Genomic DNA, 22,665 nt, shown 5'->3' on the forward strand with positions numbered 1-22,665 from the left:
TCGTGGCGCAGTTTGCCGACGCCGACCGGGGGTAACCGGCCGAGCGTGACCGACGGCGACGGGTTTCCGTACTTCATCGACGCGGTGTCCCGGCGGTCCGGCCTGCCGAACGAGCAGGCCGCCGCACTCGCCCGCGCCGTGCTCCAGACGATGGCCGAACGAGTGACCGGCAGCGCGCCCGTCGACCTCGCCGGGCCGCTGCCGGACCAGGTCGACGGCTACCTGAGCGGTCCGGCGCCGAATCCGACCGGTTACGTCGGTCCTGCTCCGGATCGGGCCGGCTACGTCGGTCCTGCCCTGGACCCGGCCGGGGTCGTCGGCCTGGACGCTGGTGTGGACGGGCTGGACAACGGGGTGGGCTTGGAGGTCGGTGGCACCGCGGCGACTCCACCGCCGGCGGACGCCGGCCCGGCGGAGTTCCTTCGCCGCGTGGGACAGCGCGCCGGGGTGGACCAGGCCACCGCCCGGGCCGGAACCGGGGCCGTCTTCGCCACGTTGCGGGAGGCGATGACCGTACGGGAGTTTCGGGAGATGGTGGCGCGACTGCCACACGACGGCGTAGGCGGGGCCGCACCGCCAGTTTCATGAACCTGAGTTAGGCGTCGGCCTCGGGCAGTTTATCCGGCTCGGTGACCCAGGCGGAGAAGACCGGCACCCCGTGCCACGGACTGGTGACACCGTCGGCCCGGGTGTCGGTGGCAACGGCCACCACGGCGTACGGGTGGCCAAAGCGCAACTCGGCGGTGCGGGCCACGCCCTCCGGTGGCAGGCTGGTCAGCCCGACCATGCCGGTGACTGCCGCTGCCTCGAAGCCGTACCGGCCGAACCGGGCCATCGCCACCTGTCGCGCCTCGAAGTCCTCCGCCGGCAGGCCCGTCGCCCTTGCCAGCGCCGCCGTCGCGGCCGGGAAGCCGAGCGCCGGAGCGGTCAGGTCGTGCTCGCTCTGGGCCGACCAGCAGGGGAGCACGGCGCTGTGTCGTTCTTCGCGGCCGTCGCTGGCTCGGGTCCGGACCCGCTCCTCGCTCAGCGTCCACAGCGGAGCGTCGCCGAGCGGCAGGTCGAACAGCGAGCGACTGCCGGCCGGCGGTGCGCCGTTGGCCGCGCTCGGGCTGAGGTCGTACGCGACGGCCAGCACCTCGGCCGGCGGCACGTGCGGTGCGGCGGCCACCGAGAGGACCACCAGCCCCGCACCGTCGGTCGTCTGGGTCGGCGCGGCGTGCACGATCACGTCACCGACCTGCGTGGTGGACACGATGGCGCACCGATGGCCATGGCTCGGGCTACGCAGCGCTCGGTGTAGCCGGCGTGCCCACGGGCTGCCGACGCCGAGCGCGCGGGCGTCGGCGACGTCGAACGGGGTCGCCCAGGAGACCCGGGTGGCAAGTGCGCTGGCCAGGGCGAAGACCACGTCCGGCCCGACCCGCAGTGGGAACGTCTCGATCAGGCCGAGGGTGTGTTCGCGCGCCCAGGCGTCCAACCCGGCCTGATCGGGCAGCACGCCGACGTCGGTCGTCGTGGGCAGCGCGGCCCGCCAATCCGCCGCTCCGCCGTCGCCCTGACCCGGTCGGTGCCACAGCGCGCTGGCGGACGCGACCAGCGGATGCGGCGCGTCCAGCAGGGCGCGGGCGGCCTTCGCCGCGCTGGCGAGTTCCGCGCCCAGGGCTTTCGACAGCGACGAGGCCACCGGGTCGGCTTCGGGCGTCGCCGCGGCGCAGACCGCGAGTAGCAGCCAGGCACCGAGCGGGGAGGCGACGTGGTGCCGGTCGCCGATCGTGGCGTGCAGCCGCGCGGCGTACGCGGAGAGCGGCCCGTGCAGGTCGGTCGTCATGCCCCCACTCTGCCCGCCGGCCCGGCTCACGACCACAACTCGAACGGTTCGTCGATCTCCTCGCCGGCGAGGAAGGGGGTGATCAGCCGGGGAAGCTGCCCGGGGTAGAACCGTTCCTGGCTGGCCACCACCTCCGGCAGCGGCCACCAGTGGAATCCGAAGTAGTCCTCCCGCTCGTAGTCGAGCCGGTGCGCCTCGTCCACGTCCGGGCCGGGGCCTGCCAGCCGTACGGTGACGACCACCTCGTCCTGGACGTGCCGCGACTGGCGGTGCAGGAAGCTCGCCCGCCGCCGCCAGGTTGGCGCGCCCACCTGGTCGACGGTGACGACGATCCCGGTCTCCTCGCGAAGCTCCCGCACCGCCGTGTCGCGGTAGGTCTCCCCGGGGTCCATGCCGCCGCCGGGCAGTTCCCACCAGGTGCCCAGCCGGGGATGGTCCGGGTCGTGGGTGTGGAACAGCAACACCCGGTCCATGCCGTCGGTGACCACCACCCGGACCGCGCGCCGCTTGAGGATCGGCAGGTCGCGGGGCAGCTCAGGCATCAGTCCGTCGGAGTCCGGGCACCGACGATCTCGGTGTGACCCAGCCGTACCGGGGTGCCACCGCGCAGCGAGTTGGGGATCTCGGCGATCGAGTCAACCCGCTCGACCAGGGCGCGGAGCACCTCCGGCGGGGCGTCGCCGTCAATCCGGACGTCGTAAGCAACCTCCGTGGACACCGCCGGGTCACCGGTGAAGTCGCCACGCACCGTCACCTCCACGCGGTGCAGGACGAGGCCGGTCGCCCGCGCCTCGCGGAACAGGTCGTTGGAGACGCAGCCGGCAACCGCGAGAAAGAGCAGTTGCCCGCCGTTGAACCCGAGCCCGCCGCCGCCGGCGTCCGCCGGCCGGTCCACCACCAGGGTGTACGCCCCGGCGGACCCGAGCGCCGTCGCCGTTGCGGGCAGACTCCTGGTGCGCACCTCGATGGTCATCGCACCAGTCTGCCCCAGCAATGCCCACGCGGACGGCTGGCACGGCGGCGGGTAGGCTGCGCGCCGTGGCTGGTCTGTTGAGGAATGTCGCGGCTCGCATCTCCCGGGTGGGCGCGGCGATCCCGTCGCCCCGGCGCACCGGGCCGGCCCCCGCGCAGGTGGCCCGCCGCCGTCAGGTGAGCGCGTTGCAGCGTCGGGAGCTGACCTACGCCCCGGAGCGGGACGGTCAGGCGGACCCTGGCGAAATCGTCTGGACGTGGGTGCCGTACGAGGACGACCCCCGACAGGGCAAGGACCGGCCGGTGCTGGTCGTCGGGCGGCACAGCCGGACGCTGTTCGGGCTGATGCTGTCCAGTCAGAGCGAGCGGGACGGGCAGCGGCACTGGTTCGCGCTCGGGCCGGGTGAGTGGGACCGCGACAACCGGCCGAGCTGGGTCCGACTGGACCGGGTGCTCACCATGCGCGAGGACAGCATCCGCCGCGAGGGTGCCGTGCTGGACCGGCCCCGGTTCGACCGGGTCGGGCAGGCGTTGCGCGCCAGCTACGGCTGGCGCTGACCGTACCTTTCGGAGACCCGTCGGTGGTCAGGCCGGCTCGCGGCTCGGGCCGACTGCGGCGCCCTGCGCGTCCGGCGGCGGGTACGGCTGGTCGGCGAGCAGCCGGGCCAGGTGTGCGGTGTTGAGCGCCAGCGCCTTCGTGGTGCGGCCGGTGGTGTCGGGCTTGGGGCCGGCGTCGCGGTAGTCGACCTTGTGCAGTGCCTCGCCAACCCAGTAGGTGGCGGCGGCGGCCGCGACGGTGAACCCGACCTCGTTGAGCGCCCCCTGCACCTCGGCGATCGTGTGGTGCGCGCCGTCCTCGTTGCCGACCACCGCGACGCCGGCCACCTTGCCATAGGTGAGGAGGCGCCCCTCGTCGTCGGTCTCGGAAAGCTCGGCGTCCAGGCGTTCCAGGACCATCTTGGTGACGCTGGCGGGCTGACCGAGCCAGATCGGCGTGGCGATGATGAGGATCTGCGCCGCCAGCAGCTTGGCCCGAATGGCGGGCCAGCCGTCGCCGTTGCCCTCATCCGTTGACACCCCGAAGCGCACGTCATGGTCGACCACCCGGACCAGTTCGCCCTCCACGCCCTGCGTAGCCAACTCGGCGAGAACCTCCCGACCGAGTTGGTCGGAGCTTGACGGCGCGGGCGACGGCTTGAGGGTGCAGTTGAGTACGAGGGCGCGAAGGCTCGCCACGTTGGTTCCTTTCGGCCGTCGTATGGGGGTACCGCCTCCCCATACCCGGGCTGCGTCCCTGAACACCTCTCGAGCGGGCCATCCTGGCCCGCCTGGCGACCGGTGAGGCGACGGTCAACGAGTTGGCGGCGCCGTTCCCGATCAGCGTCCAGGCGATCTCCAAGCACCTCGCCGTGCTGGAACGAGCCGGGCTGATCGTGCGGACCCGCGACGCGCAATGGCGCCGCTGCCGGCTCGACCCGGCGCCGCTGCGGACGCTCGCCGAGTGGGTCGACCAGTACCGCCGACTCTGGGACGACCGTTACGACACCTTGGACGACTACCTACGCGACCTGAAGGAGACCCATGAGCAAGCTCCCTGACCTGACGATCGACCTGCCGTCCGACCGGGAGATCACCCTCACCCGGTCCTTCGACGCTCCGCGCGAGTTGGTCTACGCCGCGCACACCCAGCCCGAGCACCTGAAGCACTGGTGGGGGCGGGGCAACCCGCTGGACGTCGAGATCGACTTCCGGGAGGGCGGCCGCTACCGCTACGTCGAGCACGCCGACGACGGCAACGACTACGCCTTCCGGGGTGAATTCCGGGAGATCGTCGTGCCGGAACGCATCGTGCAGACCTTCGAGTTCGAGGGCATGGCAGGCCAGGTGGCGGTGGAGACACTGATCTTCACCGAGCAGGACGGGCGCACGGTCGTCACGGGCACCATCCGCTTCGACACCACGGAGGAGCGCGACGGCATGGTCGACTCCGGCATGACGCAGGGCGCCGCCGAGTCGTACGCCGCACTGGACCGGCACCTGGCGACGCAGCGCTGACCCCGGCGGTCGGCTCGTCAGGCTCTCGGTGGTGCCGTGGGTCTCCGACCAGCGGGCGCTCGACGCTCGACGACCTCAGCGACTGGACCCGCCAGGCTGGTCGCTCTCGCCGACGCGGCGCTGCGCGACCTCGACCGGCGACCGCATCCGTCTACGGCGGAAAAGGCAACGGCAAGGAGGTGTAGACACTCCTTGCCACCTCCAACATATACCGCACCCGGGGTCTTGCGGCAAGACCTGGGTTGTGCTGCAGAATCTCCAACCGAAGCCCAAAACTGGGGAAATCGGGGGATTCCATGATCGACGTGATCATTGCCGGCGGTGGACCGACCGGCCTGATGCTGGCCAGTGAGTTGCGGCTGCACGGGGTGCACGTGCTCGTGCTGGAGAAGGAGACCGAGCCGACCAGGTACGTCCGAGCGCTCGGCCTGCACGCGCGCAGCATCGAGGTGCTGGACCAGCGCGGTCTGCTGGAGCGGTTCCTCGCGCTCGGCAAGCAGTACCCGGTTGGTGGTTTCTTCGCCGCCATCCCCAAGCCGTCGCCGGGCGGGCTGGACACCGCACATCCCTATGTCCTCGGCATCCCGCAGCCCAGCACCGACCGCCTGCTGGCCGAGCACGCCAGTGACGTCGGCGTGGAGATCCGGCGCGGTTGCGAGGTTGTCGGGCTGAGCCAGGACGACCAGGAGGTGACCGTGGAGCTGGCTGACGGCACGCAGCTGCGCTCGCGCCATCTCGTCGGATGCGACGGCGGTCGCAGCACGGTGCGCAAGCTGCTCGGCGTCGGCTTCCCCGGTGAACCCAGCAGGGTCGAGTCGTTGCTGGGCGAGATGGAGGTGGGCGTACCACCGGAGACGGTGGCCGACGTGGTGGCCGAGATCCGCAAGACCCACCTTCGGTTCGGTCTCGGGTCCCTCGGCGGGGACGGGGTGTACCGGGTCCTCGTGCCCGCCGAGGGGGTGGCCGAGGATCGCTCGGTCCCGCCGACCATCGAGGAGTTCAAGCAACAGCTGCGGGTGTACGCGGGCACCGACTTCGGCGTGCACTCACCGCGCTGGCTCTCCCGGTTCGGCGACGCCACCCGGCTGGCCGAGCGCTACCGGACCGGCCGGGTGCTGCTGGCCGGCGACGCGGCGCACATCCATCCGCCGACCGGGGGGCAGGGGCTCAACCTCGGCATCCAGGACGCGTTCAACCTCGGCTGGAAACTGGCCGCCCACATCAACGGCTGGGCGCCGGAGGGGCTGCTGGACAGCTACCACACCGAACGGCACCCGGTGGCCGCCGACGTACTGAACAACACCCGCGCGCAGATGGAACTGCTGTCACCCGCACCGGGGCCGCGATCGGTACGCCAACTGCTGTCGGAGCTGATGGACTTCGAAGACGTGAACCGGTACCTGATCGAGAAGATCACCGCGATTGGCGTCCGCTACGACGTCGGCGAGGGGCACGATCTGCTCGGCCGCCATATGCGGGACGTGCGGCTGAAGCAGGGGCGCCTCTACGAGCTGATGCACGGCGGCCGCGGACTGCTGCTTGATCAGACCGGCCGGCTCTCGGTCGCCGGGTGGGCGGAGCGGGTCGACCACGTCGTCGATGTCAGCGAGGAACTGGACGTGCCCGCCGTGCTGCTACGGCCGGACGGCCACGTGGCCTGGGTCGGCGACGATCAGACCGACCTGCTGAGCAAGCTGCCACGGTGGTTTGGGGCACCCGCCAACTGAGCGCGCCGGACCGGTCAGCACTCCGCCAGGCGAGCGCTGTCGACCAGTTGCCGGGGTGACCGGGCGCCGCCGAGGCTCTTCGCCTGGTACATGGCCGCGTCGGCACGGCTGAGCGCGTCGGTGAGCTGAGCCGGGCCGGTCACCGGGGCGAGCCCGACGGACGCGGTGACCCGGACACTGCACGCGCTCAGCCGGATCGGCGCGGCGACGGTCTCACTGAGACGGCGGGTGGAGTGCTCGATCCAGCGCCGGTCGACGGTCGGGCTGGAGAGCAGCCCGGCGAACTCGTCGCCGCCGAGGCGGGCGACGAGGTTGTCCCCGGCGAAACCAGCGAGCCGTTCGGCCACACTGATCAGCACCTGGTCGCCGGCGGCGTGCCCGTATCGGTCGTTGATCTGCTTGAAGTCGTCCAGGTCGAGCACGACGGCGATCAACGGCTGACCGGCCGCGTCGGTGAGCAGGGCGGCCGCCAGGCGGTAGAAGGCACGGCGGTTGGGCAGCCCGGTGAGCGGGTCGTGGCTGGCGGCGTGCCGCTCGGCGGCCAGCTCGGCTTGAAGGTGCCCGATTTCGGCCTCGGCGCGCAGCGACCGTCGGCGTAGTTGCCAGGAGGAGAGCAGCGCGCCGGCCGCGCAGATGCCGGAGGCGACACTCATCGGATCCGGCACGAACCCTCCCATCGCCGCGACCGCCTCCAGCCTTCGGTCGACGCGGCACGCCGCGTCGGGCCCAGTTTTCCCTGCTGGTTGCCCCAATCGGGGTAACGCAAAGTGAACGGATAAGCACCGGTCACGTGCGTTATCATGCTCGCCGTCCGGTGCAGATGCAATAGCAGATGCACGTGCAGAACGGCCCACTGTCGATACCGCACCCCTCGCCGTCACCGCTCCTCCCACGGCCACCGGCGGGCTCGTGAGCAGAAAGACGCCCCCATGCAGCAGCCGCCCAATGGCGTACCGATCCACCAGTTGCCCCCGCTGAGCTGGCAGAAGAGCCGCCGCAGCAACCCCAGCGGCAACTGCGTCGAACTCGCCGAACTGCCCGGGGGAGCGGGCATCGCGGTCCGCAACTCACGACATCCGGAGGGGCCAGCGCTGATCTACACAGTGGATGAGATCGCCGCCTTCGTGCTCGGGGCGCGCGACGGCGACTTCGACCACCTGATCAACTGAGTGTCCCGAGGGGGATCGTCCCGGCGGCGGGACTGAATCACCGGTCCGGAGGAGTTCACCTCACTGTCGGTCCATGGCATGCTTACACGTCGGCCGGGCCGGGGTGCCCGGCCGCGATGGGTCGGTATCCGGAGGTCCGCACGTGACGATGGTTCCCGCCGAGGGTGGCCCGACAACCGGGCCGACCGTGCTGCGCATGCTGCTCGGCGCCCAACTGCGCCGTCTGCGGGAATCCAGCGGGGTGACCCGAGAGGGCGCCGGCTGGGAGATCCGCTCCTCCGAATCCAAGATCAGTCGGATGGAGCTGGGCCGGGTCGGCTTCAAGGAACGCGACGTTGTCGACCTGCTGACCCTCTACGGCGTCACCGAGGAAGACGAGCGCGAGGCGCTGCTCAAGCTCGCGCGGGACGCCAACAGCCCTGGCTGGTGGCACCGCTATGGCGACGTGTTGCCGACCTGGTTCCAGTCGTACCTGGGCCTGGAGGCCGCAGCCGCTCTGATCCGTAGCTACGAGGTGCAATTCGTGCCCGGCCTCCTGCAGACCCGGGAGTACGCGCAGGCGGTCGTGCTGCTCGGGCACGGCGCGGCCGGTCCGGCCGAGATCGATCGACGTGTCGCCCTGCGGATGCAGCGCCAGCAGTTGCTCCACCGGGAAAACCTGCCCCAGCTCTGGGCCGTGGTGGACGAGGCAGCGTTGCGCCGTCCGATCGGCGGCGCCGAAGTCATGCGCGGCCAGTTCACCGCGCTCATCGAGGCGACCAAGTCACCCAACATCCGGCTCCAGGTCATCCCGTTCGCCGCCGGTGGCCACGCCGCGGCCGGTGGCGCCTTCACCATCCTGCGCTTCGGTGACCAGGAGCTGCCCGACATCGTCTACATCGAACAGCTCACCAGCGCCATCTACCTCGACAAACGCGATGACCTGGATTACTACGCGGTAGCCATGGAACGGCTCTGTGTCGAGGCCGAGCCGCCGGAGCGTACGCCGGAGATCCTCGGCCGCATGCTGGACGACCTCTACCCGGCCTGACCGTCGAACAGGACGGCGGTTGCCCCTCAGGTGGCACTAGCCAGGCCGACCGGGAGTCCGGCGACGTGATGGCGGCCGCCTTCCCGACCATCCCTGCTCGTCCCGACCCGGCAGGCCGCCGCCGTCGCCCTGCGCCGGCTCGCCGACCGCATCCAGCCGCGACCGCTGCCCGCCCCCACTGCTCCTGACCTGGTCGAAAGTCATTTTGGGTACGCACGGGACGAACAGCGTGGGTCCGGGCATGGTGGGTGGTCGAGTCCGGCATCGCCAGGCAGACTGGTGAAGCCATGTCGCCCTTCATGCCTACCCTCCGTCTCCACGACCGCTACGTACTGCACGAGCGGATCGGTCTCGGCGGCATGTCCGAGGTGTGGCGGGCCGACGACGACGTGCTCGGCCGACCGGTCGCGATCAAGGTCCTCGCCGGGCAGCTCGCCGCCGACCCGCAACTGCGGGCCACCATCCAACGCGAGGCCCGCGCGGCCGCCCGGCTGACCCATCCGCACGTGACCCAGGTGTACGACTACGCCGAGGCGAACCTGGCCGGCGGCGCCGTGGTCCCGTACCTGGTGATGGAGCTCGTCGACGGCCACAACCTGGCCGACCGGCTGCGGACCGGGCCGCTGCCCTGGCCGGAGGCGGTCCGGGTGGCCGGGCAGATCGCCGCCGCGCTGGCCGCCGCGCACCGCATCGGCGTCGTGCACCGCGACGTCAAGCCGGGCAACGTCATGCTCACCGACACCGGCGCCAAGGTGCTCGACTTCGGCATCGCCGCACTTGGCGGGCTCGACGGCCAGTCCGGCGAGCCGCTGATGGGCACACCCGCCTACTTCGCCCCGGAGCGGCTGGCCGCCGGCCCGCCCGACCCGGCCAGCGACGTGTACGCCCTCGGCGTGCTGCTCTACCGCACCCTCACCGGGCGGGCGCCGCTGCCCGTGCAGAGCTGGGAGGACGCTCTGGAGGTGCACCGGCGCGGCACTCCGGTGCTGCCGCTGCGGGTGCCCGGCCTCCCCGCCGACATCGCCGAGCTGACCGTCGCCTGCCTGGCCACCAACCCGGCCGACCGGCCGAGCGCCGCGAACCTGGCCCGCCGCTTCGGCGCCGGCCAGCCGGTCGAGCCGCCCACCGAGCTGCTGCGCATCCTGCCGGCGGCCCACCCTCCCACCCTGATCGACCGTTCGGTGGCCCGCCCCGCGCCGATTGCCGCCGTGCCGGCACGCCGCCGATCGCGCCGACCCGTCGCCGTTCTCGTCGCGGCCGGCCTCGCCGTGCTGGTCGGCCTCGGCGCACTGCTCGCCCAGGGCCCCCTCGGCACGCCGGACGCACCCGGCTCGTCCCAGATCGCCGCCCCGCCGTCGGCCTCCGCCCCCGCGCCCGCACCCACGACGCAATCGCCGACGCCGACGACACCGTCCTCGCCGTCACCCCCCGCCACCACCGCGCCTCCGACCGTCGGGCAGCAGGTGCCGGTCAGCCTCCGGGAGGTGACCAGCGAGTTCTCCGCCGTCCTCGCCGCGGCGGTCGCCCGCGGCGACGTCGAACGGAAGACCGCCGAGGATCTGCGCGACGACCTCGCCGACCTGGACCGCCGCACCAGGGACCGGGCCAAGCGCGTCGCCGACCTACGGAAACGCATCGCCGAGTTGGTGGAACGTGACCGGCTACCAGCGCAGACGGGCGCCCAGCTCGACGCTCTGCTCACACAGGCCGGCAGCTTCTCCACCGGCCGTACGGACAACTGACAGCTTCGTCGATGCCGCTGGCATGATGTCCCGATGCGGACACGTCTGATCTTCGTGCGACATGGCGAGTCGCTCCACCAGCTTGACGGAATCGTGGGTGGACCACGTGGTTGTCGGGGCCTCACCGCCCTCGGCCACGAGCAGGCACACGATCTGGCCAACCGGCTCACCGGCGACGTTGCTAGCGACACACCGGTGGCGGTCTACTCGTCCGTGCTGCGCAGAGCCGTCGAGACCGCGCAACCGATCGGCGCGGCGTTCGGCGTCCGACCCGTGGCCGACTGTGGTTTGTGCACCTGGCACACACCCCCGTACGCCGACGGCCTGCCGACCACCCGCTTCCGCACGGAACACGCGGTGGCCGGTGGCGGTGTGTTCCGGCCGTTCGAGGAGGGCAACGAGAGCTGGGCCGAACTGGTGGTCCGCGTCAGCCGCGCGATCATGGAGGTCGCACACCGGCACCGGGGCGCCACCGTGGTCCTGGTCGGCCACAGCGAGACCGTCGAGGGCGCGTTCCATGCGCTCGCCGCACAGCCGATCTTTCGGGCGTTCGACCTGGACGTCCCTCCGGCCTCGATCACCGAATGGACCACGGACCACGACCCGGGAGGCTGGCCGCCGGCCCGTTGGACGCTCCGCCGCTTCGGCGACACCGGCGGGTGGGCCAAAGCGTGATCCGGATCGATGTCGCCGGCATGGCATGGTCGTCCAGCGGCTCCCGCCGGCCGTAGTGTCACCGGCATGACGACAATACAGACGCACACCCTCGCCGTACCCGGCGTCGACCTGGTCTACGACGTCCGCGGCCCGCTACCCCCGGCCGGCGGGCGCCCCGCGTTGCTCATGATCGGCCAGCCGATGACGGCGGAGGGCTTCAACGCGCTCGCCGCGCACTTCACGGACCGCACAGTCGTCACCTACGACCCGCGTGGGTTGGGCCGGAGCATCCGCAAGGACGGCCGAACCGACCACACGCCGCAGCAGCAGGCGGCCGACCTGCACCTGCTGGTCGAGGCGCTCGGCACCGGCCCGGTCGACGTGTTCGCCAGCAGCGGCGGCGCGGTGACGGCACTCGAACTCGTCGCGACCCACCCTCGCGATGTCGTCACGTTGGTAGCGCACGAGCCGCCGATCAACGCGGTGCTCCCCGACGCCGAGGCGGCCGAGCGCGCTCGCGCCGGCTTCTACGAGGCGTACCAGGCGAAGGGTTCCGGTGCCGGCATGGCTGCGTTCATCGCGATGACCTCGTGGCAGGGCGAGTTCACCGATGCCTACTTCGCCCAGCCCGCGGCCGACCCGGCGATGTTCGGCATGTCGACCGACGACGACGGCACCCGCGACGATCCGCTGCTGTCGAAGAGCTCCTGGGCGATCACCGACTACCGTCCCGAGGCGAGCCTGCTCACGGCGGCACCGACCCGGATCGTGATTGCGGTCGGTGAGGAGTCGGCGGGGACGTACACCGCGCGTACGTCCCTCGGCACGGCGGCCCTGCTCGGCCAGCAGGCCGTGGTGTTCCCGAGTCACCACGGCGGCTTCCTCGGTGGAGAGTTCGGTTATGCGGGCAAGCCCGAGGAGTTCGCGACACGGTTGCGGGAGGTGCTGGACGCTGGCTGACCGCGCGTGGGCCAACCGCGCTACTCGGCCCTGAGCTGCTCACGCAGGATCTCCGCGTGCCCGCAGTGCTGGGCGAGCTCGCGCAGCACGTGCAGGTACACCCAGCGCAGCGGCAGCGGGCCGCGCCGGTTGCCGCGAAGCACGTCGTCCAGGTCCAGAGAGGACGTCGCCCGACGGGAGGCTTCGCAGGTCTCCCGGTGCGCTCGCTGGATGGTGGCGATCGTGTCGTCGTCGTCGAGGATGAACGACTCGTCCGGCGTCGCGGGAATGCCGATCTCGGCGCGGGACCGGCACGTGACGGCCTCGTCGAACCAGACCTTCTCGACGAACGTGGTGTGCTTCACCAGACCCAGCAGCGTGGTCCGGGACGGCACCAACGATCGGCGCGCCTGCTCCTCGGTCAGCCCGTCCAGGTAGCCGTTGAGTGCTCTGCGGTGCTCGTCGATGAACGCCTCGAACTGCGCCTTAGCCGGCTGGTCGATGACGTCGTCGGCGAAGGTCCTCGGAAAGGAAGTCATCCGCGCAGCATCCCAGGGATGGGTCCGACACTGACAGCCCGTTCACCCGATGCGGGCGCTGGCCACCTCGCCTGGGTTCGTGCCCGCACGCACGTACACCGCGCCCTCCGGCGTCCAGACCCCCGACCGGCCCGCCGCCTCGGTGTAGCCGCCGCCGGTCGACCCGGCGAAGCTCGCGACCGCGACCCAGACCCGGTGCGTGGTGGCGGTCCGGTGCGCCCGCTGCTCCGTCACGGCGGCGTCGCGCGCCAACTCCAGGGCGCCTGCCGCGTAGACGTCGATCCCGAGCGCCGCGGTCCGCGCCGCGTGCACGGCGACGCCGGTGTCCTTGCAGATCCCCAGCCCCACCCGCCATCCGTCCACTGTGAGCACGGTCGGCGTGTCGCCCGGCCGGAACCGGCGCGACTCCGCGTCGCCGAGCCACATCTTCCGGTACGCCACCGTCACCCCGGCACCGGTCACCGTCAGCATCGCGATGTGGTCACCCGCGACCGGTGCGCCGGCCAGGGCCAACGCGCCCGTCTCGGCGCACGCCTCGACCAGCGGCGCCAACCGCGCGTCGTCGACCGACACGACCGGCGCGTCCAACTCGTACCCCGTCAGCGACAGCTCTGGAAAGATCACCACGCGGGCGCGCGCCGCGCGGACTGCGGCAGCGTGCCTCCGCGCATTCTCCGCGACATCCCGGGGTACGCACAGTGGCTGCGCCACCGCGAGCCGTAACAGGGTACGGTCCGGCGCGGCCACGCCGATGCGGTCTTCTTTCAGGATCACTTCGTACGGTGGGCGCATGATCCGAACGTCCCACGCCGTGTTCGCCACCGGAACCCCCACCGCCGCAGCGGAACCGCCGCAGGGCGGAATCGTTGGGTATGTCACTGACCTGGTGGAACGGCTCGGCGGCCCGGGTGCCGGCCTGGCGGTGGCGCTGGAGAACCTGTTCCCGCCGATTCCCAGCGAGGTGATCCTGCCGCTGGCCGGCTTCGTCGCCGCGCAGGGCCGGATGAGCCTGGTCGGTGCGATCTTCTGGACCACGCTGGGCTCGGTGGTGGGTGCGCTGGCGCTCTACCTGATCGGCGCGTCGCTGGGCCGCGACCGGATGCGCGCCATCGTGTCCCGGCTTCCCCTCGTGAAGCTCAGCGATGTGGACCGCACCGAGGCGTGGTTCCTCCGACACGGCGTGAAGGCCGTCTTCTTCGGCCGGATGATCCCGATCTTCCGGAGCCTGATCTCCATCCCGGCCGGGGTGGAACGCATGCCGGTGAGCACGTTCCTGCTGTACACCACGCTGGGCAGCCTGATCTGGAACACCACGTTCGTGCTCGCCGGCTACCTACTCGGGGACAATTGGCATCTCGTGGAGGGATACGTCGGCACGCTCCAGAAAGTGGTGATCGTGGTCTGCGTGGCGGCGGGCGCCTGGTTCGTCGGGTCCCGCGTGCTGCGCGCCCGGCGTGCCCCCCGCACCGCCGAATCGGCCGGTCCTTCGTCGAGCCCGTCGAACAGTGGGTCGGACTTTAGCGGTGGGTCTGACTGGAATGGTCGGCGTGACATGAATGGTGGGCCCGATCCGCGTGGTCGCGGCACGCTCTATCGGAGCGGGTCGCGGGCCTCGGACGAGCGCTAGCCTCGGTCTTTCACTTGGACGTCAGCCGATAGCCGGGATTCGATGAGTTCGATTCGCGTGGTTGATGGCGTTTTGTTGGTATGCCAAGAGTCCGGCGCGAGGCCGGGTTCCTCCGTGCTGCTGGTCGAGGCGTGAGTTGTAAGGGTCAGCCGGTGGGCCGGGGCAACGCCATAAGCTTGCTGAATGCGCTGGTCAGGGCATCGGTCCAGGGCCAGTTCGCGGCGATAGCGACCCGGGTCCGCCGAGCGGTGCGGGTGATCCGGGCAGCGACGTGCAGCAGCCGGTAGCGCAGCTTCTTCGGTTCGGCGGTGGCCAGATCGCCGTCCAGTAGCAGAGCCTGGGTCCAGGCGAGCAGGTCGATGCCGGTCAGCGCGAGTTGGAGCCAGGCCTGGTTGATCGCGAAGATCCGGGACGGGAACCGGCCGAAGCCGGTGTTCTTGCCGGTGCGGATGCGGTCTTCGACGCGGGCGTGTGCCCGATGCCGGGCCTCCAGGTGCTGGATACTCCCGGTGCCGGGCGGGGTGTCGGTGGCCACGACCTGGTGCCGCCAGCCTTCGATGGTGTCGAACAAGCTCAGTTGGGCGCCGGGGTGCGGGCGTTCCCGGCGGACCAGGAACCGGGTGCCTTCAGGCCAGCCTGCGGCGTCGAACAGGCCGGTGATCTCGCAGACCTCGGCATGTTCACGCAGGTCACCACTGGTATCAACGGCGGGGACCCAGCCGGTCGCGGCCCGGATCGCAGCCCTGACTGGTTCGGTGATCGCGGCACCGACACTGAATCGGATGTCGAGGTGGTGTTCGCGTAAGGACCTGATGTGGGCGAGGAAGCCGTGACTGGAGCCGGCCGAATCGGCGCGGAGCAGGATCGGGGTGCCGTGCCGCTGAGCGTCGGGGATCTGGGCGAGGGCTTGGTCGAGGACGGTGATGTGGTCGGTGGTGGTGTTCGAGCCGGCCCGGCCCTCGCGCAGCAGGCCGGCGAGGGCTTCGCCGGTGTTGTCCAGGAAACACAGCAGCGGATGGAAGCCGAAGGTCTTCTTCCACGTGCGGGTGGCCGATTCCTTGTCGGAGTGGCAGATCACGATGGTCGCGTCGATGTCGAGGACCAGGCCGTCGACCGGTTGGCCGGCGACTGTCGGTTGTGGCAGGTCGCCGCGGGTGTCGGCGTGCTGGGCCCAGGCGATCTCGCGGGCATGAGCTCGGGCGGCCCGCAGCTCGGCCAGCATCGTGGCGTCGAGCTGCGATAACAGTCGCCACGCGGTCGGGTCGGACGCGATCGGCCCGAACAGGGCCGCCTGGTCACGCAGTACCGCCAGATCGGCGATGGCCTCGCCCCCGTCAGCGAGCATCACGGCGAGGTCGACCGCGATCCGGCCCGGGTCGTGCCCGCGCTGCCGCTGCCGCTGCCGTAGCCCGGCCAACGCTTGGCTGAATGCGCTGGTCAAACCAGTCACGTCAGCGAGATCGGCGATCAGCCGGGCACCGGCGTGACCGACCACGCCCCGCCCGTCCCCGGTCACCGTGATCTTCGGACGTGTTGCGGTAGCCTTCACCCAGCAAGTGCCTTCCGTGACGGGTTAACAGGACTCTCGACAAGCCCTATTTTCCCTGATCAGAAGGCACTTCTGCGTTTCCGGCCCACTCCTTGGACAACCCTTAACGAAGGGCCGAGGCTAGAGCGGTCAACCCGTTGTGCGTGATCGACTCGGTTTCCGTGATACGGGGGTGTCCGGACGGGCCGGATACCGCGGTTTCCGTGAAGGTGAGTGGGTCATGCCGGGGGAGGGTGGATTGGGCTCGCAGGCGCGTGGTCGTGTGGGTGGTTTGTCCGGTCGAGGACGGTTCTGGGTGGTGACCCGTCGCACCCGTGGGCCGGAATCATGGCCGGCCCGGGGTCGTTACATACCCTGACGATCGCAGCACCACCGGCCCACCACCCCCGCCCCGCCGGGGTTGGAATGCTGGGGCCCGCCCGGTCGTTGCAGTCCCCGCGAACGACCACCCGGCCACCGCCTTCACGAGGGTGCCGATGGATGGGCCGCCCCTGGAATGACCCCGGCCCTCCGGTCGTTACACCTGAACCCCGGCGCCACGAGTCCCCGCCCGTAGGCCGCCCACCCCCAGACTTTCCCCCGGTATGTGCAGCGCCGGACGAGGTGCTCACACCCGCACCACCGTTCCCCCGATTGGTGAGGCGGGTGTTCCTACCCCCGAAGGAGTTAAATCCTCATGAACACGATCATTCGTAAGAGCGTGCTGTCTGTTGCTGGTCTCGCGTTCGCCGGTGGTGTCTTCGCCGGTCCGATCGCCGCCCACGCTGCCACCCCGGATGCCAAGCCGGTTGCGGTTGCGGTGCAGACGGCCAAGCCGCAGGGCGAGCAGTCCCGGATCCCCCTGAATGATGAGCAGATCGCGAACGTCAAGGCGATCATCGCCGCGACGAAGAAGGCCGGCCTGCCCGAACGCGCCGCGGTCATCTCGATCGCGACGAGTTTCCAGGAGTCGAAGCTGGAGAACCTGGGCCACCTCGGCGACCGCAACGACCACGACTCGCTGGGCCTGTTCCAGCAGCGTCCGTCCAGTGGTTGGGGTACTCCGGAGCAGATCACCGATCCCGAGTATTCGACGACCGCGTTCCTAAAGGGTTTGAAGCAGGTTGACGGGTGGCAGGACATGCCCCTGACCAAGGCCGCGCAGACCGTGCAGGTCTCCGCCTACCCGGATGCCTACGCCCAGTGGGAGCAGCAGGCCGCCGACCTCGTCGCCCAGCACTGGAACAGCTGACCCACCGCACCGCAGAACACCGAACGCTGGCCGGCACCCCACCCGGGGGTGCCGGCCAGCGGCATACCCACACCCCGACCCCGCCGGGTGGTAGCGGGTGACGTGCTGGCCGATAAACAGGGGCCGCCCATCGGCGGTTGCCCGTAGATCTTGGACAGTTGCCGTTAGCAGTTAACGGAAACTGTCCAAGATCTCGTGCGGCACGGCGGGGCATGGTGGGGGGAACAAGGTGGGGTGCCGGCTGGTTGTGGAGAGTGTCGGTGTGACTCAGTGTCCCCGGGCCTCACCTAATATCGCCCTCGCGGAATACCGTTCGGCTGGAGCCGCGTCGTGCCACTCGCCGAGAGGCGACCTGCACACCGACACCAGCGCCGCCCCCGGCCCACCGGCCGGGGGCGGCGCTGTCTGTACCGCCGCGTGCACCGGACGCCCATCGAGCCTGCGCGCCGCAGCACACCGCTCGTCGGGCAGGGGCGGCACAATGCTCGCGTGACTGACGCTCAGCCCTGGTCCGAGCAGCCGGGCGTACTCGTACTCCCCAGCGGAGCGACGGTGCGTGGTCGTCGCGTCGGTGCGGCGACCTCGCCCGCCGACTTCGCCCTGCTGTTGGCACCTGGTCCGGAGCCTGCCTGGGCGCACCGACGGATCCGGTGGCCCGATTTCTGGGTACCGATCGATCGGCTGGATGCCCTCGACGCCTTGCAGGTGGCGCTGCGGCGGGCGCACGACGGTGAACGCGTCGAGGTGGCCTGCCGAGGTGGAGTGGGGCGCACCGGGACGGCGTTGGCCGCGCTGGCGATCCTCGACGGCCTGCCGGTCGAACGTGCGGTGCCGTGGGTTCGGGCGGGCTACCACCCGAAAGCGGTGGAGACCCCCTGGCAGCGACGCTGGCTGCACCGGGTCGCCTGAGCAGCGCCGCCGCGCAGGCTCTCAGCCTTGGCGGGCCGCCGCTGGCTGGTGGACGTACTCCCGCAGGTGGTTGGCGGTGAGGGTGGCCGCGGCGGCGCGCATTGACCGACCGGGGCACGCCGGGCGATCTTGTTGACTAGGGTCGGGCACATGAGAGCTGCGCTGCTGGCGGTCACGGCGTCCGCCATCCTGCTCGCTCCCGCGCCGGTCACCGCCGCGGGAGCGTCCGCCGGGTCGACCGTGCGATGCCCCCGGGTGCCAGCGCCGGCGATGTCCCGTCCGCCCCGGCCCTCGCCCCCGCCCGCCGTGCCGGAGCAGCGGGCGGTCGGCGGCGCGGCGTTGGCCACGACCGGCCTGGTGGTGCCGGCCGGCGTCGCCGCACCACCGGGGGTCACCGCCACGTCGTGGCTGGTCGTCGACCTGGACAGCGGCCAGGTGCTCGGCGGCTGCGGCCCACACGAGTACGGCACCCCGGCCAGCGTGCAGAAGCTCCTGCTGGCGGCCACGATGCTGCCCCGGCTGGACCCGAAGCAGACGGTCACCGTCACCGCGGCGGACATGGACATCGAGCCCGGCTCCTCCGCCGTCGGCCTGGTCGAGGGCGGTCGGTACACCATCGAGACCATCTGGCTCGGGCTGTTGCTCAACTCCGGCAACGAGGCGGCCAACGCGCTGGCTCGGCTCGGCGGCGGCGGAAACGACGCGACCGGCGGGGTACGCGCCATGAACGAGCAGGCGCACCACCTCGGCGCGCTCCAGACACATGCGGTCACCCCGTCCGGGCTGGACGGCAAGGGGCAGTTCACCAGCGCGTACGACCTGGCGCTGATCGCCCGGGCCTGCTTCGCCGAGCCGACCTTCCGGCGGTACGTGCTGACCGAGCAGGCGACGATCCCGGCCCAGCCGAAGCAGCGCACGAAGGGTTTCCAGATTCAGAACGAGAACCAGCTCATCTACCGGTACCCGGGTGCACTCGGCGGAAAAACCGGATTCACCGACCTGGCCCGGCACACGTACGTCGGTGCGGCGGAACGCGACGGGCGACGGCTGGTGGTGACGTTGCTGGGCGCCGAACCGGCGCCAAAGCGCGGCTGGGAGCAAGGTGCGGCCCTGCTGGACTGGGGCTTCACGCTGCCCCGGGACGCCTCCGTCGGCCGGCTGGTCGAGCCGGGCGAGCTGACCGCTACGCCGTCGGCGGCGCCGTCCGTGCTCGCGGCACCCGGTGCGTCCCGGCCGGCGGCGGCCAGCGGGCCAGGGCGTACCGGCTCGGGGCGGCTCTGGTCGGTGACCGCGTTGAGCGGCGCGGGCGTGCTGGTGTTGTTGGGCGGGCTGCTGTGGCGGAGTCGCCGTCGGTTGACCTGACGGATCGACATCCGGCGCTGCCGTCCATAGACTCCGGTCTTTCTGGCACCACGAGTCCAGGAGGATCCCTGTGTCGAGTGAACTCGAACCGCGAAGCGGTGTGGCGGCACCCCGCCGGCCGGTGCGCGCCCTGACCCGCCTCGCGGGGGTGACCGTGCTCGCCGGGGCGCTGGTCGTCGGGGCGTCCGCCACCGCGGTCGCCGCGCCCGGCCCGTCGGCCGACGCCCTGACCGCGTCCGTTGGGTCGCCCGCCGCTTCTGACACCGCCACCCGACCGCCGCGCACCACCCACGGGCCGTGCGCGTACACGGAGACGCCGGACGAGCCCGCGGCCCGGCCGGTGCCGCTGCCGCCCGACCCGCGACGCACCCCGGCCCGGGGCAGCGTCCGGGTGACGTTGGCGACCAACCACGGGCCGATCGGGTTGACGCTGGACCGGGCCGCCGCGCCGTGCACCGTACAGAGCTTCCTGCACCTGGTCGGCAAGCGCTTCTACGACCGCACCGGGTGCCATCGGCTCACCGCGTACCCCACGCTGAGCGTGTTGCAGTGCGGTGACCCGTCCGGCACCGGCGAGGGCGGCCCGGGCTACCGGTACCGCGACGAACTGCCGACCGACCTGCCGCCGGCACCGACCGACCCGACCGGGGAGCGCCGGGTCTACGCCCGCGGCGTGCTGGCCATGGCCAACGCCGGACCGGACACCAACGGCAGCCAGTTCTTCCTGGTGTACGCCAACTCCGCGCTACGCCCCAACTACACGATCTTCGGCGAGGTCGACGGGGCCGGTCTGGCCACCCTGGACCGGATCGCCGCCGGGGGAGTGGCGCCGACCGCGGAGGATCCGGCGCCGGTCGACGGCGCGCCCGCGCTGCCGGTGACCATCCGCGAGGCCGTCCGCTCACACCACCACCGCTGACCGTGCGGCGCGGTGGGTGACCTTCGGTCGCTCATCGCGCCAGCGGGTCGGGTAGCCCAGCCGGTAGGCCTGCCGGCCGGAATTCTCGGGAGTTGATCGGAATCGATCCAACCGGATTCTGACGCAGTTTCGGCCGTCACGCCGAGCGAGGCGGCCCGGTCGACGGGGCTGCGGTGCTGTCGCGCACGACAAGTTCTGTGGCGAGCTCCACCCGCGGCGAGTCGATGCCCTCGCCCTGGGCCAGGCGCAGCACGGTCCGTGCCGCCAACCGTCCCATCTCGACCAACGGTTGGCGCACGGTGGTCAGTGGTGGTGAGGCCCACCGGGCCTCCGGCAGATCGTCGAAACCGACGACGCTCACGTCGTCCGGCACGCGTAGCCCCCGGCGCCGGATGGCTTCGTAGACGCCGAAGGCCATCTGGTCACTGGCGGCGAAGATGCCGGTCGGCGGATCGGCGAGGTCGAGCAGTGCGGTCCCGCCAGCGAACCCGGAGGCGTGGTAGAAATCGCCCGGGTAGATCAGCACGTCGTCAACCGGCACCCCGGCGCTTTCCAGCCCGGCCCGGTAACCGTCGAGTCGCGCACGGCTGCACAGCAGGGTCGTCGGCCCGGCCACGAAGCCGATGCGCCGGTGCCCGATCGACAGCAGGTGTTCGGTCGCGGCGAGCCCGCCGGCCCAGTTGGTGGCGCCGATCGTCGGCACGTCCATCGCCGGCACGCCGGCCGGGTCGACGACCACCACCGGCACGTTGAGGCGGCGTAGTTGCGCGTGCAGCGGCGGGCTCAGGTGCGAGGTCACGAAGATGACGCCGTCGGTGGCCCGGGTGCGCAGGTTCTGCAACCACTGCCGGGCCGCGGTGGGCTGCCGGTGGATCGCGGAGACGACCGTGCCGACGCCCGCGCCGTGCCCGACATCCTCCACCCCTCGGATGATTTCCACGGCCCAGGGGCTGTCCAGGTCGTTGAAGACCAGGTCGACGAGGCCGGCGCGGCGGACGCTGCGGCTGGTGCGACGCCGGTAGCCGTGGTGGCGCAACAGCTCCTCGACCCGCTCCCGGGTGTCCGGGGCCACATCGGAGCGACCGTTGAGCACCCGTGACACGGTCGGCACCGACACCCCGGCCTCCCGCGCGATCGCGGTGATGGTCACCCTGCGTCCGTCGTCCGCGCCCACCCGCGTCTCCTTCACACCGAGCCGGAAGAACGACCACAAGACGTCGCCAACCGAGTGTCCCGAAACGGTGTGCCCGTTCCACGCGTCATCTTGCCTCACGGGTAGGGGTTGACAACACGCCAGGTCGGTTCGAGATTCGCCGGAGTTGCGGAAAAGTTCCGGAAGCCTATCGGGCGCCTTTCGTCGTCCGGCTCGGCGGTGTCCTTTGACGGGTCCCGGGTCGATTCAGCGATCTTGCAGGTTCGGTCGCCATTTTGCGCGACATGCCCCTTAGGTCGGGGCAGAAAAGTGCAAGATCGCGCAAGCGGGGGCGGGGGCTGGGGCAGGGGTGGGCTGATAGACAGGACTGGTGCGTACCTGGATCGTCGTCGTGCTTGCGCTCGCCACGCTGCTCGATGGCTGTTCGCGGTCGGAGCCTCGCCCCGCGCCGCAGCCGACGCCGGTGAGTCCCACCCCCACGCTGACCCCCGCCGAGCGGCTGCCGGGGTTCGTGGTGCTGACCGACGTCGACCCGCGCATCCAGGCCGACATCCGGTACGCGACTCCGCACAACTTCGTCGGCCGGCCGATCACCGCCTACCACGAGCCGCTGTGCCTGCTCACCTGGCAGGCGGCCGATGCGTTGCGCCGCGTGCAGGACGCCGCGCTGGCCGGTGGGCACAGCCTCAAGGTGTACGACTGCTACCGCCCGCAACCGGCGGTGGACGACTTCGTCACCTGGTCGAAGCGCCCCGGTGAGCAGCAGACCAAGGCCGAGTTCTACCCGGACGTGGCCAAGAACCGGCTCTTCGCCGAGGGCTACATCGGGGCGCCCACCGCGCACAGCCGGGGCAGCACTCTGGACCTGACCCTGGTCGACGAGCCTGCCGCCAGCCAACCTCCGTACCGGGTCGGGCAACCGCTGGTCGCCTGCACCGCGCCCCGCGGTCAGCGCTTCGCAGACAACAGCATCGACATGGGTACGGGCTTCGACTGTTTCGACCCCCGGGCGCACACCGCCGACCCCCGCATCACCGGGACGGCGCGGGACAACCGTCGGTTGTTGCAGGGGTTGATGACCGACGCCGGGTTCGTCAACTACGACCGTGAGTGGTGGCACTACAGCCTCCGCGACGAGCCGTACCCGGACACCTTCTTCGCCGCCCCGGTCGCCCGCTCCTCGGTCGGCTGACCCGGGGGTGCGGCGCCGCAGCCCGGCCCTGCGGCCGCCGACGCCATCCGGCAGCCCCAACACCC

Annotated in this window: 24 protein-coding genes and 1 pseudogene; 16 read left to right on the forward strand and 9 right to left on the reverse strand. The window is 71.2% G+C overall.

Features of this window, described 5'->3' with window-relative positions; all coding sequences use genetic code 11:
- Positions 1 to 45: 45 nt before the first annotated feature.
- Complete coding sequence (locus OG811_RS25080) at positions 46 to 588, forward strand: DUF2267 domain-containing protein (RefSeq protein WP_406069189.1); 543 nt, start codon at positions 46 to 48, stop codon at positions 586 to 588.
- A gap of 7 nt (positions 589 to 595) precedes the next feature.
- Here the strand turns inward: OG811_RS25080 and OG811_RS25085 are convergent, their stop codons facing one another.
- Genes OG811_RS25085 through OG811_RS25095 form a run of 3 tightly spaced genes read right to left on the reverse strand, consistent with a single transcriptional unit; the run spans position 596 to position 2,801 of the window.
- Positions 596 to 1,828, reverse strand: coding sequence for a hypothetical protein (locus OG811_RS25085; protein ID WP_406069190.1), 1,233 nt, complete (start codon positions 1,826 to 1,828; stop codon positions 596 to 598).
- 26 nt (positions 1,829 to 1,854) lie between these two features.
- Positions 1,855 to 2,370 (reverse strand): NUDIX hydrolase, encoded by a 516-nt coding sequence (locus tag OG811_RS25090; RefSeq protein ID WP_406069191.1) that lies wholly within the window; start codon positions 2,368 to 2,370, stop codon positions 1,855 to 1,857.
- Positions 2,370 to 2,801 (reverse strand): OsmC family protein, encoded by a 432-nt coding sequence (locus OG811_RS25095; RefSeq protein WP_406069193.1) that lies wholly within the window; start codon positions 2,799 to 2,801, stop codon positions 2,370 to 2,372. The genes OG811_RS25090 and OG811_RS25095 overlap by 1 nt, the downstream gene beginning before the upstream one ends.
- Positions 2,802 to 2,866: 65 nt before the next feature.
- On the opposite strand from OG811_RS25095, the gene OG811_RS25100 reads away from it, so the two are divergent.
- Complete coding sequence (locus tag OG811_RS25100; RefSeq protein WP_406069194.1) at positions 2,867 to 3,358, forward strand: type II toxin-antitoxin system PemK/MazF family toxin; 492 nt, start codon at positions 2,867 to 2,869, stop codon at positions 3,356 to 3,358.
- 27 nt (positions 3,359 to 3,385) lie between these two features.
- Here the strand turns inward: OG811_RS25100 and OG811_RS25105 are convergent, their stop codons facing one another.
- A complete protein-coding gene (locus OG811_RS25105) occupies positions 3,386 to 4,036 on the reverse strand; it encodes a flavodoxin family protein (RefSeq protein ID WP_406069196.1) in 651 nt (216 codons plus the stop codon).
- Between the two features lie 74 nt (positions 4,037 to 4,110).
- Between OG811_RS25105 and OG811_RS25110 the strand changes: the two are divergent.
- From OG811_RS25110 to rox, 3 genes and pseudogenes are all read left to right on the forward strand, one after another.
- Positions 4,111 to 4,398 (forward strand): annotated as a pseudogene (locus OG811_RS25110) (ArsR/SmtB family transcription factor); the annotation flags it as partial.
- The gene (locus OG811_RS25115; protein WP_406069198.1) at positions 4,382 to 4,855 is read left to right on the forward strand and encodes an SRPBCC family protein; all 474 of its coding nucleotides are present in this window, start codon (positions 4,382 to 4,384) and stop codon (positions 4,853 to 4,855) included. The pseudogene OG811_RS25110 and the gene OG811_RS25115, both read left to right, overlap by 17 nt.
- 296 nt (positions 4,856 to 5,151) lie before the next feature.
- Positions 5,152 to 6,582, forward strand: coding sequence for a rifampin monooxygenase (gene rox / locus OG811_RS25120; protein WP_406069200.1), 1,431 nt, complete (start codon positions 5,152 to 5,154; stop codon positions 6,580 to 6,582).
- 14 nt (positions 6,583 to 6,596) lie between these two features.
- Here rox and OG811_RS25125 read toward each other — a convergent pair whose 3' ends face one another.
- Positions 6,597 to 7,247 (reverse strand): GGDEF domain-containing protein, encoded by a 651-nt coding sequence (locus OG811_RS25125; RefSeq protein WP_406069202.1) that lies wholly within the window; start codon positions 7,245 to 7,247, stop codon positions 6,597 to 6,599.
- Positions 7,248 to 7,511: 264 nt separating this feature from the next.
- Between OG811_RS25125 and OG811_RS25130 the strand changes: the two genes are divergently transcribed.
- The 5 genes from OG811_RS25130 (at position 7,512) to OG811_RS25150 (ending at position 12,140) form a co-directional block, all read left to right on the forward strand.
- Positions 7,512 to 7,751, forward strand: coding sequence for a DUF397 domain-containing protein (locus tag OG811_RS25130; protein ID WP_074309213.1), 240 nt, complete (start codon positions 7,512 to 7,514; stop codon positions 7,749 to 7,751).
- A gap of 148 nt (positions 7,752 to 7,899) precedes the next feature.
- On the forward strand, positions 7,900 to 8,781 hold the full coding sequence (locus tag OG811_RS25135; protein ID WP_406075903.1) for a helix-turn-helix domain-containing protein: 882 nt from the start codon (positions 7,900 to 7,902) through the stop codon (positions 8,779 to 8,781).
- A 299-nt stretch (positions 8,782 to 9,080) separates the two neighbouring features.
- Positions 9,081 to 10,523, forward strand: coding sequence for a serine/threonine-protein kinase (locus OG811_RS25140; RefSeq protein WP_406069204.1), 1,443 nt, complete (start codon positions 9,081 to 9,083; stop codon positions 10,521 to 10,523).
- A gap of 33 nt (positions 10,524 to 10,556) precedes the next feature.
- Positions 10,557 to 11,198 carry a histidine phosphatase family protein gene (locus OG811_RS25145; protein ID WP_406069206.1) on the forward strand — a complete coding sequence of 214 codons (642 nt, stop codon included), beginning with the start codon at positions 10,557 to 10,559 and terminating at the stop codon, positions 11,196 to 11,198.
- A gap of 66 nt (positions 11,199 to 11,264) precedes the next feature.
- Complete coding sequence (locus tag OG811_RS25150; protein WP_406069208.1) at positions 11,265 to 12,140, forward strand: alpha/beta fold hydrolase; 876 nt, start codon at positions 11,265 to 11,267, stop codon at positions 12,138 to 12,140.
- Positions 12,141 to 12,160: 20 nt separating this feature from the next.
- Here OG811_RS25150 and OG811_RS25155 read toward each other — a convergent pair whose 3' ends face one another.
- Both OG811_RS25155 and OG811_RS25160 read right to left on the reverse strand, forming a co-directional pair.
- Entirely contained in the window at positions 12,161 to 12,658 is a 498-nt protein-coding gene (locus OG811_RS25155; protein WP_406069210.1) for a DinB family protein, read from the reverse strand.
- A 42-nt stretch (positions 12,659 to 12,700) separates the two neighbouring features.
- On the reverse strand, positions 12,701 to 13,450 hold the full coding sequence (locus OG811_RS25160; RefSeq protein WP_406069212.1) for a carbon-nitrogen hydrolase family protein: 750 nt from the start codon (positions 13,448 to 13,450) through the stop codon (positions 12,701 to 12,703).
- Here OG811_RS25160 and OG811_RS25165 point away from each other — a divergent pair.
- Positions 13,449 to 14,285 carry a DedA family protein gene (locus tag OG811_RS25165; RefSeq protein WP_406069213.1) on the forward strand — a complete coding sequence of 279 codons (837 nt, stop codon included), beginning with the start codon at positions 13,449 to 13,451 and terminating at the stop codon, positions 14,283 to 14,285. The genes OG811_RS25160 and OG811_RS25165 overlap by 2 nt on opposite strands.
- A gap of 145 nt (positions 14,286 to 14,430) precedes the next feature.
- On the opposite strand, the gene OG811_RS25170 is transcribed toward OG811_RS25165, so the two are convergent.
- Positions 14,431 to 15,834, reverse strand: coding sequence for an IS1380 family transposase (locus tag OG811_RS25170; protein WP_406069214.1), 1,404 nt, complete (start codon positions 15,832 to 15,834; stop codon positions 14,431 to 14,433).
- Between the two features lie 676 nt (positions 15,835 to 16,510).
- Here OG811_RS25170 and OG811_RS25175 point away from each other — a divergent pair.
- The 4 genes from OG811_RS25175 to OG811_RS25190 all read left to right on the forward strand — a co-directional run bounded on the left by OG811_RS25175 (position 16,511) and on the right by OG811_RS25190 (position 20,255).
- A complete protein-coding gene (locus OG811_RS25175) occupies positions 16,511 to 17,065 on the forward strand; it encodes a hypothetical protein (protein ID WP_406069215.1) in 555 nt (184 codons plus the stop codon).
- A 489-nt stretch (positions 17,066 to 17,554) separates the two neighbouring features.
- Complete coding sequence (locus tag OG811_RS25180) at positions 17,555 to 17,974, forward strand: protein-tyrosine phosphatase family protein (RefSeq protein WP_406069217.1); 420 nt, start codon at positions 17,555 to 17,557, stop codon at positions 17,972 to 17,974.
- 150 nt (positions 17,975 to 18,124) lie between these two features.
- Positions 18,125 to 19,336 (forward strand): D-alanyl-D-alanine carboxypeptidase family protein, encoded by a 1,212-nt coding sequence (locus OG811_RS25185; protein ID WP_406069219.1) that lies wholly within the window; start codon positions 18,125 to 18,127, stop codon positions 19,334 to 19,336.
- A 70-nt stretch (positions 19,337 to 19,406) separates the two neighbouring features.
- Positions 19,407 to 20,255 carry a peptidylprolyl isomerase gene (locus tag OG811_RS25190; protein WP_406069220.1) on the forward strand — a complete coding sequence of 283 codons (849 nt, stop codon included), beginning with the start codon at positions 19,407 to 19,409 and terminating at the stop codon, positions 20,253 to 20,255.
- A gap of 136 nt (positions 20,256 to 20,391) precedes the next feature.
- On the opposite strand, the gene OG811_RS25195 is transcribed toward OG811_RS25190, so the two are convergent.
- On the reverse strand, positions 20,392 to 21,429 hold the full coding sequence (locus OG811_RS25195) for a LacI family DNA-binding transcriptional regulator (RefSeq protein WP_406069222.1): 1,038 nt from the start codon (positions 21,427 to 21,429) through the stop codon (positions 20,392 to 20,394).
- Positions 21,430 to 21,778: 349 nt separating this feature from the next.
- On the opposite strand from OG811_RS25195, the gene OG811_RS25200 reads away from it, so the two are divergent.
- Positions 21,779 to 22,600 carry a M15 family metallopeptidase gene (locus tag OG811_RS25200; RefSeq protein WP_406069224.1) on the forward strand — a complete coding sequence of 274 codons (822 nt, stop codon included), beginning with the start codon at positions 21,779 to 21,781 and terminating at the stop codon, positions 22,598 to 22,600.
- The last annotated feature ends 65 nt before the right edge of the window (positions 22,601 to 22,665 follow it).

This window comes from Micromonospora sp. NBC_01638 (assembly GCF_045209745.1).
Lineage (GTDB): Bacteria > Actinomycetota > Actinomycetes > Mycobacteriales > Micromonosporaceae > Micromonospora.

Coding starts and splice junctions, on each gene's coding strand:
- OG811_RS25085 (WP_406069190.1), bottom strand. CDS start 1,828: ATGACGACCGACCTGCACGGGCCGCTCTCCGCGTACGCCGCGCGGCTG.
- OG811_RS25090 (WP_406069191.1), bottom strand. CDS start 2,370: ATGCCTGAGCTGCCCCGCGACCTGCCGATCCTCAAGCGGCGCGCGGTC.
- OG811_RS25095 (WP_406069193.1), bottom strand. CDS start 2,801: ATGACCATCGAGGTGCGCACCAGGAGTCTGCCCGCAACGGCGACGGCG.
- OG811_RS25115 (WP_406069198.1), top strand. CDS start 4,382: ATGAGCAAGCTCCCTGACCTGACGATCGACCTGCCGTCCGACCGGGAG.
- rox (WP_406069200.1), top strand. CDS start 5,152: ATGATCGACGTGATCATTGCCGGCGGTGGACCGACCGGCCTGATGCTG.
- OG811_RS25130 (WP_074309213.1), top strand. CDS start 7,512: ATGCAGCAGCCGCCCAATGGCGTACCGATCCACCAGTTGCCCCCGCTG.
- OG811_RS25135 (WP_406075903.1), top strand. CDS start 7,900: ATGGTTCCCGCCGAGGGTGGCCCGACAACCGGGCCGACCGTGCTGCGC.
- OG811_RS25140 (WP_406069204.1), top strand. CDS start 9,081: ATGCCTACCCTCCGTCTCCACGACCGCTACGTACTGCACGAGCGGATC.
- OG811_RS25145 (WP_406069206.1), top strand. CDS start 10,557: ATGCGGACACGTCTGATCTTCGTGCGACATGGCGAGTCGCTCCACCAG.
- OG811_RS25150 (WP_406069208.1), top strand. CDS start 11,265: ATGACGACAATACAGACGCACACCCTCGCCGTACCCGGCGTCGACCTG.
- OG811_RS25155 (WP_406069210.1), bottom strand. CDS start 12,658: ATGACTTCCTTTCCGAGGACCTTCGCCGACGACGTCATCGACCAGCCG.
- OG811_RS25165 (WP_406069213.1), top strand. CDS start 13,449: ATGATCCGAACGTCCCACGCCGTGTTCGCCACCGGAACCCCCACCGCC.
- OG811_RS25160 (WP_406069212.1), bottom strand. CDS start 13,450: ATGCGCCCACCGTACGAAGTGATCCTGAAAGAAGACCGCATCGGCGTG.
- OG811_RS25175 (WP_406069215.1), top strand. CDS start 16,511: ATGAACACGATCATTCGTAAGAGCGTGCTGTCTGTTGCTGGTCTCGCG.
- OG811_RS25185 (WP_406069219.1), top strand. CDS start 18,125: ATGAGAGCTGCGCTGCTGGCGGTCACGGCGTCCGCCATCCTGCTCGCT.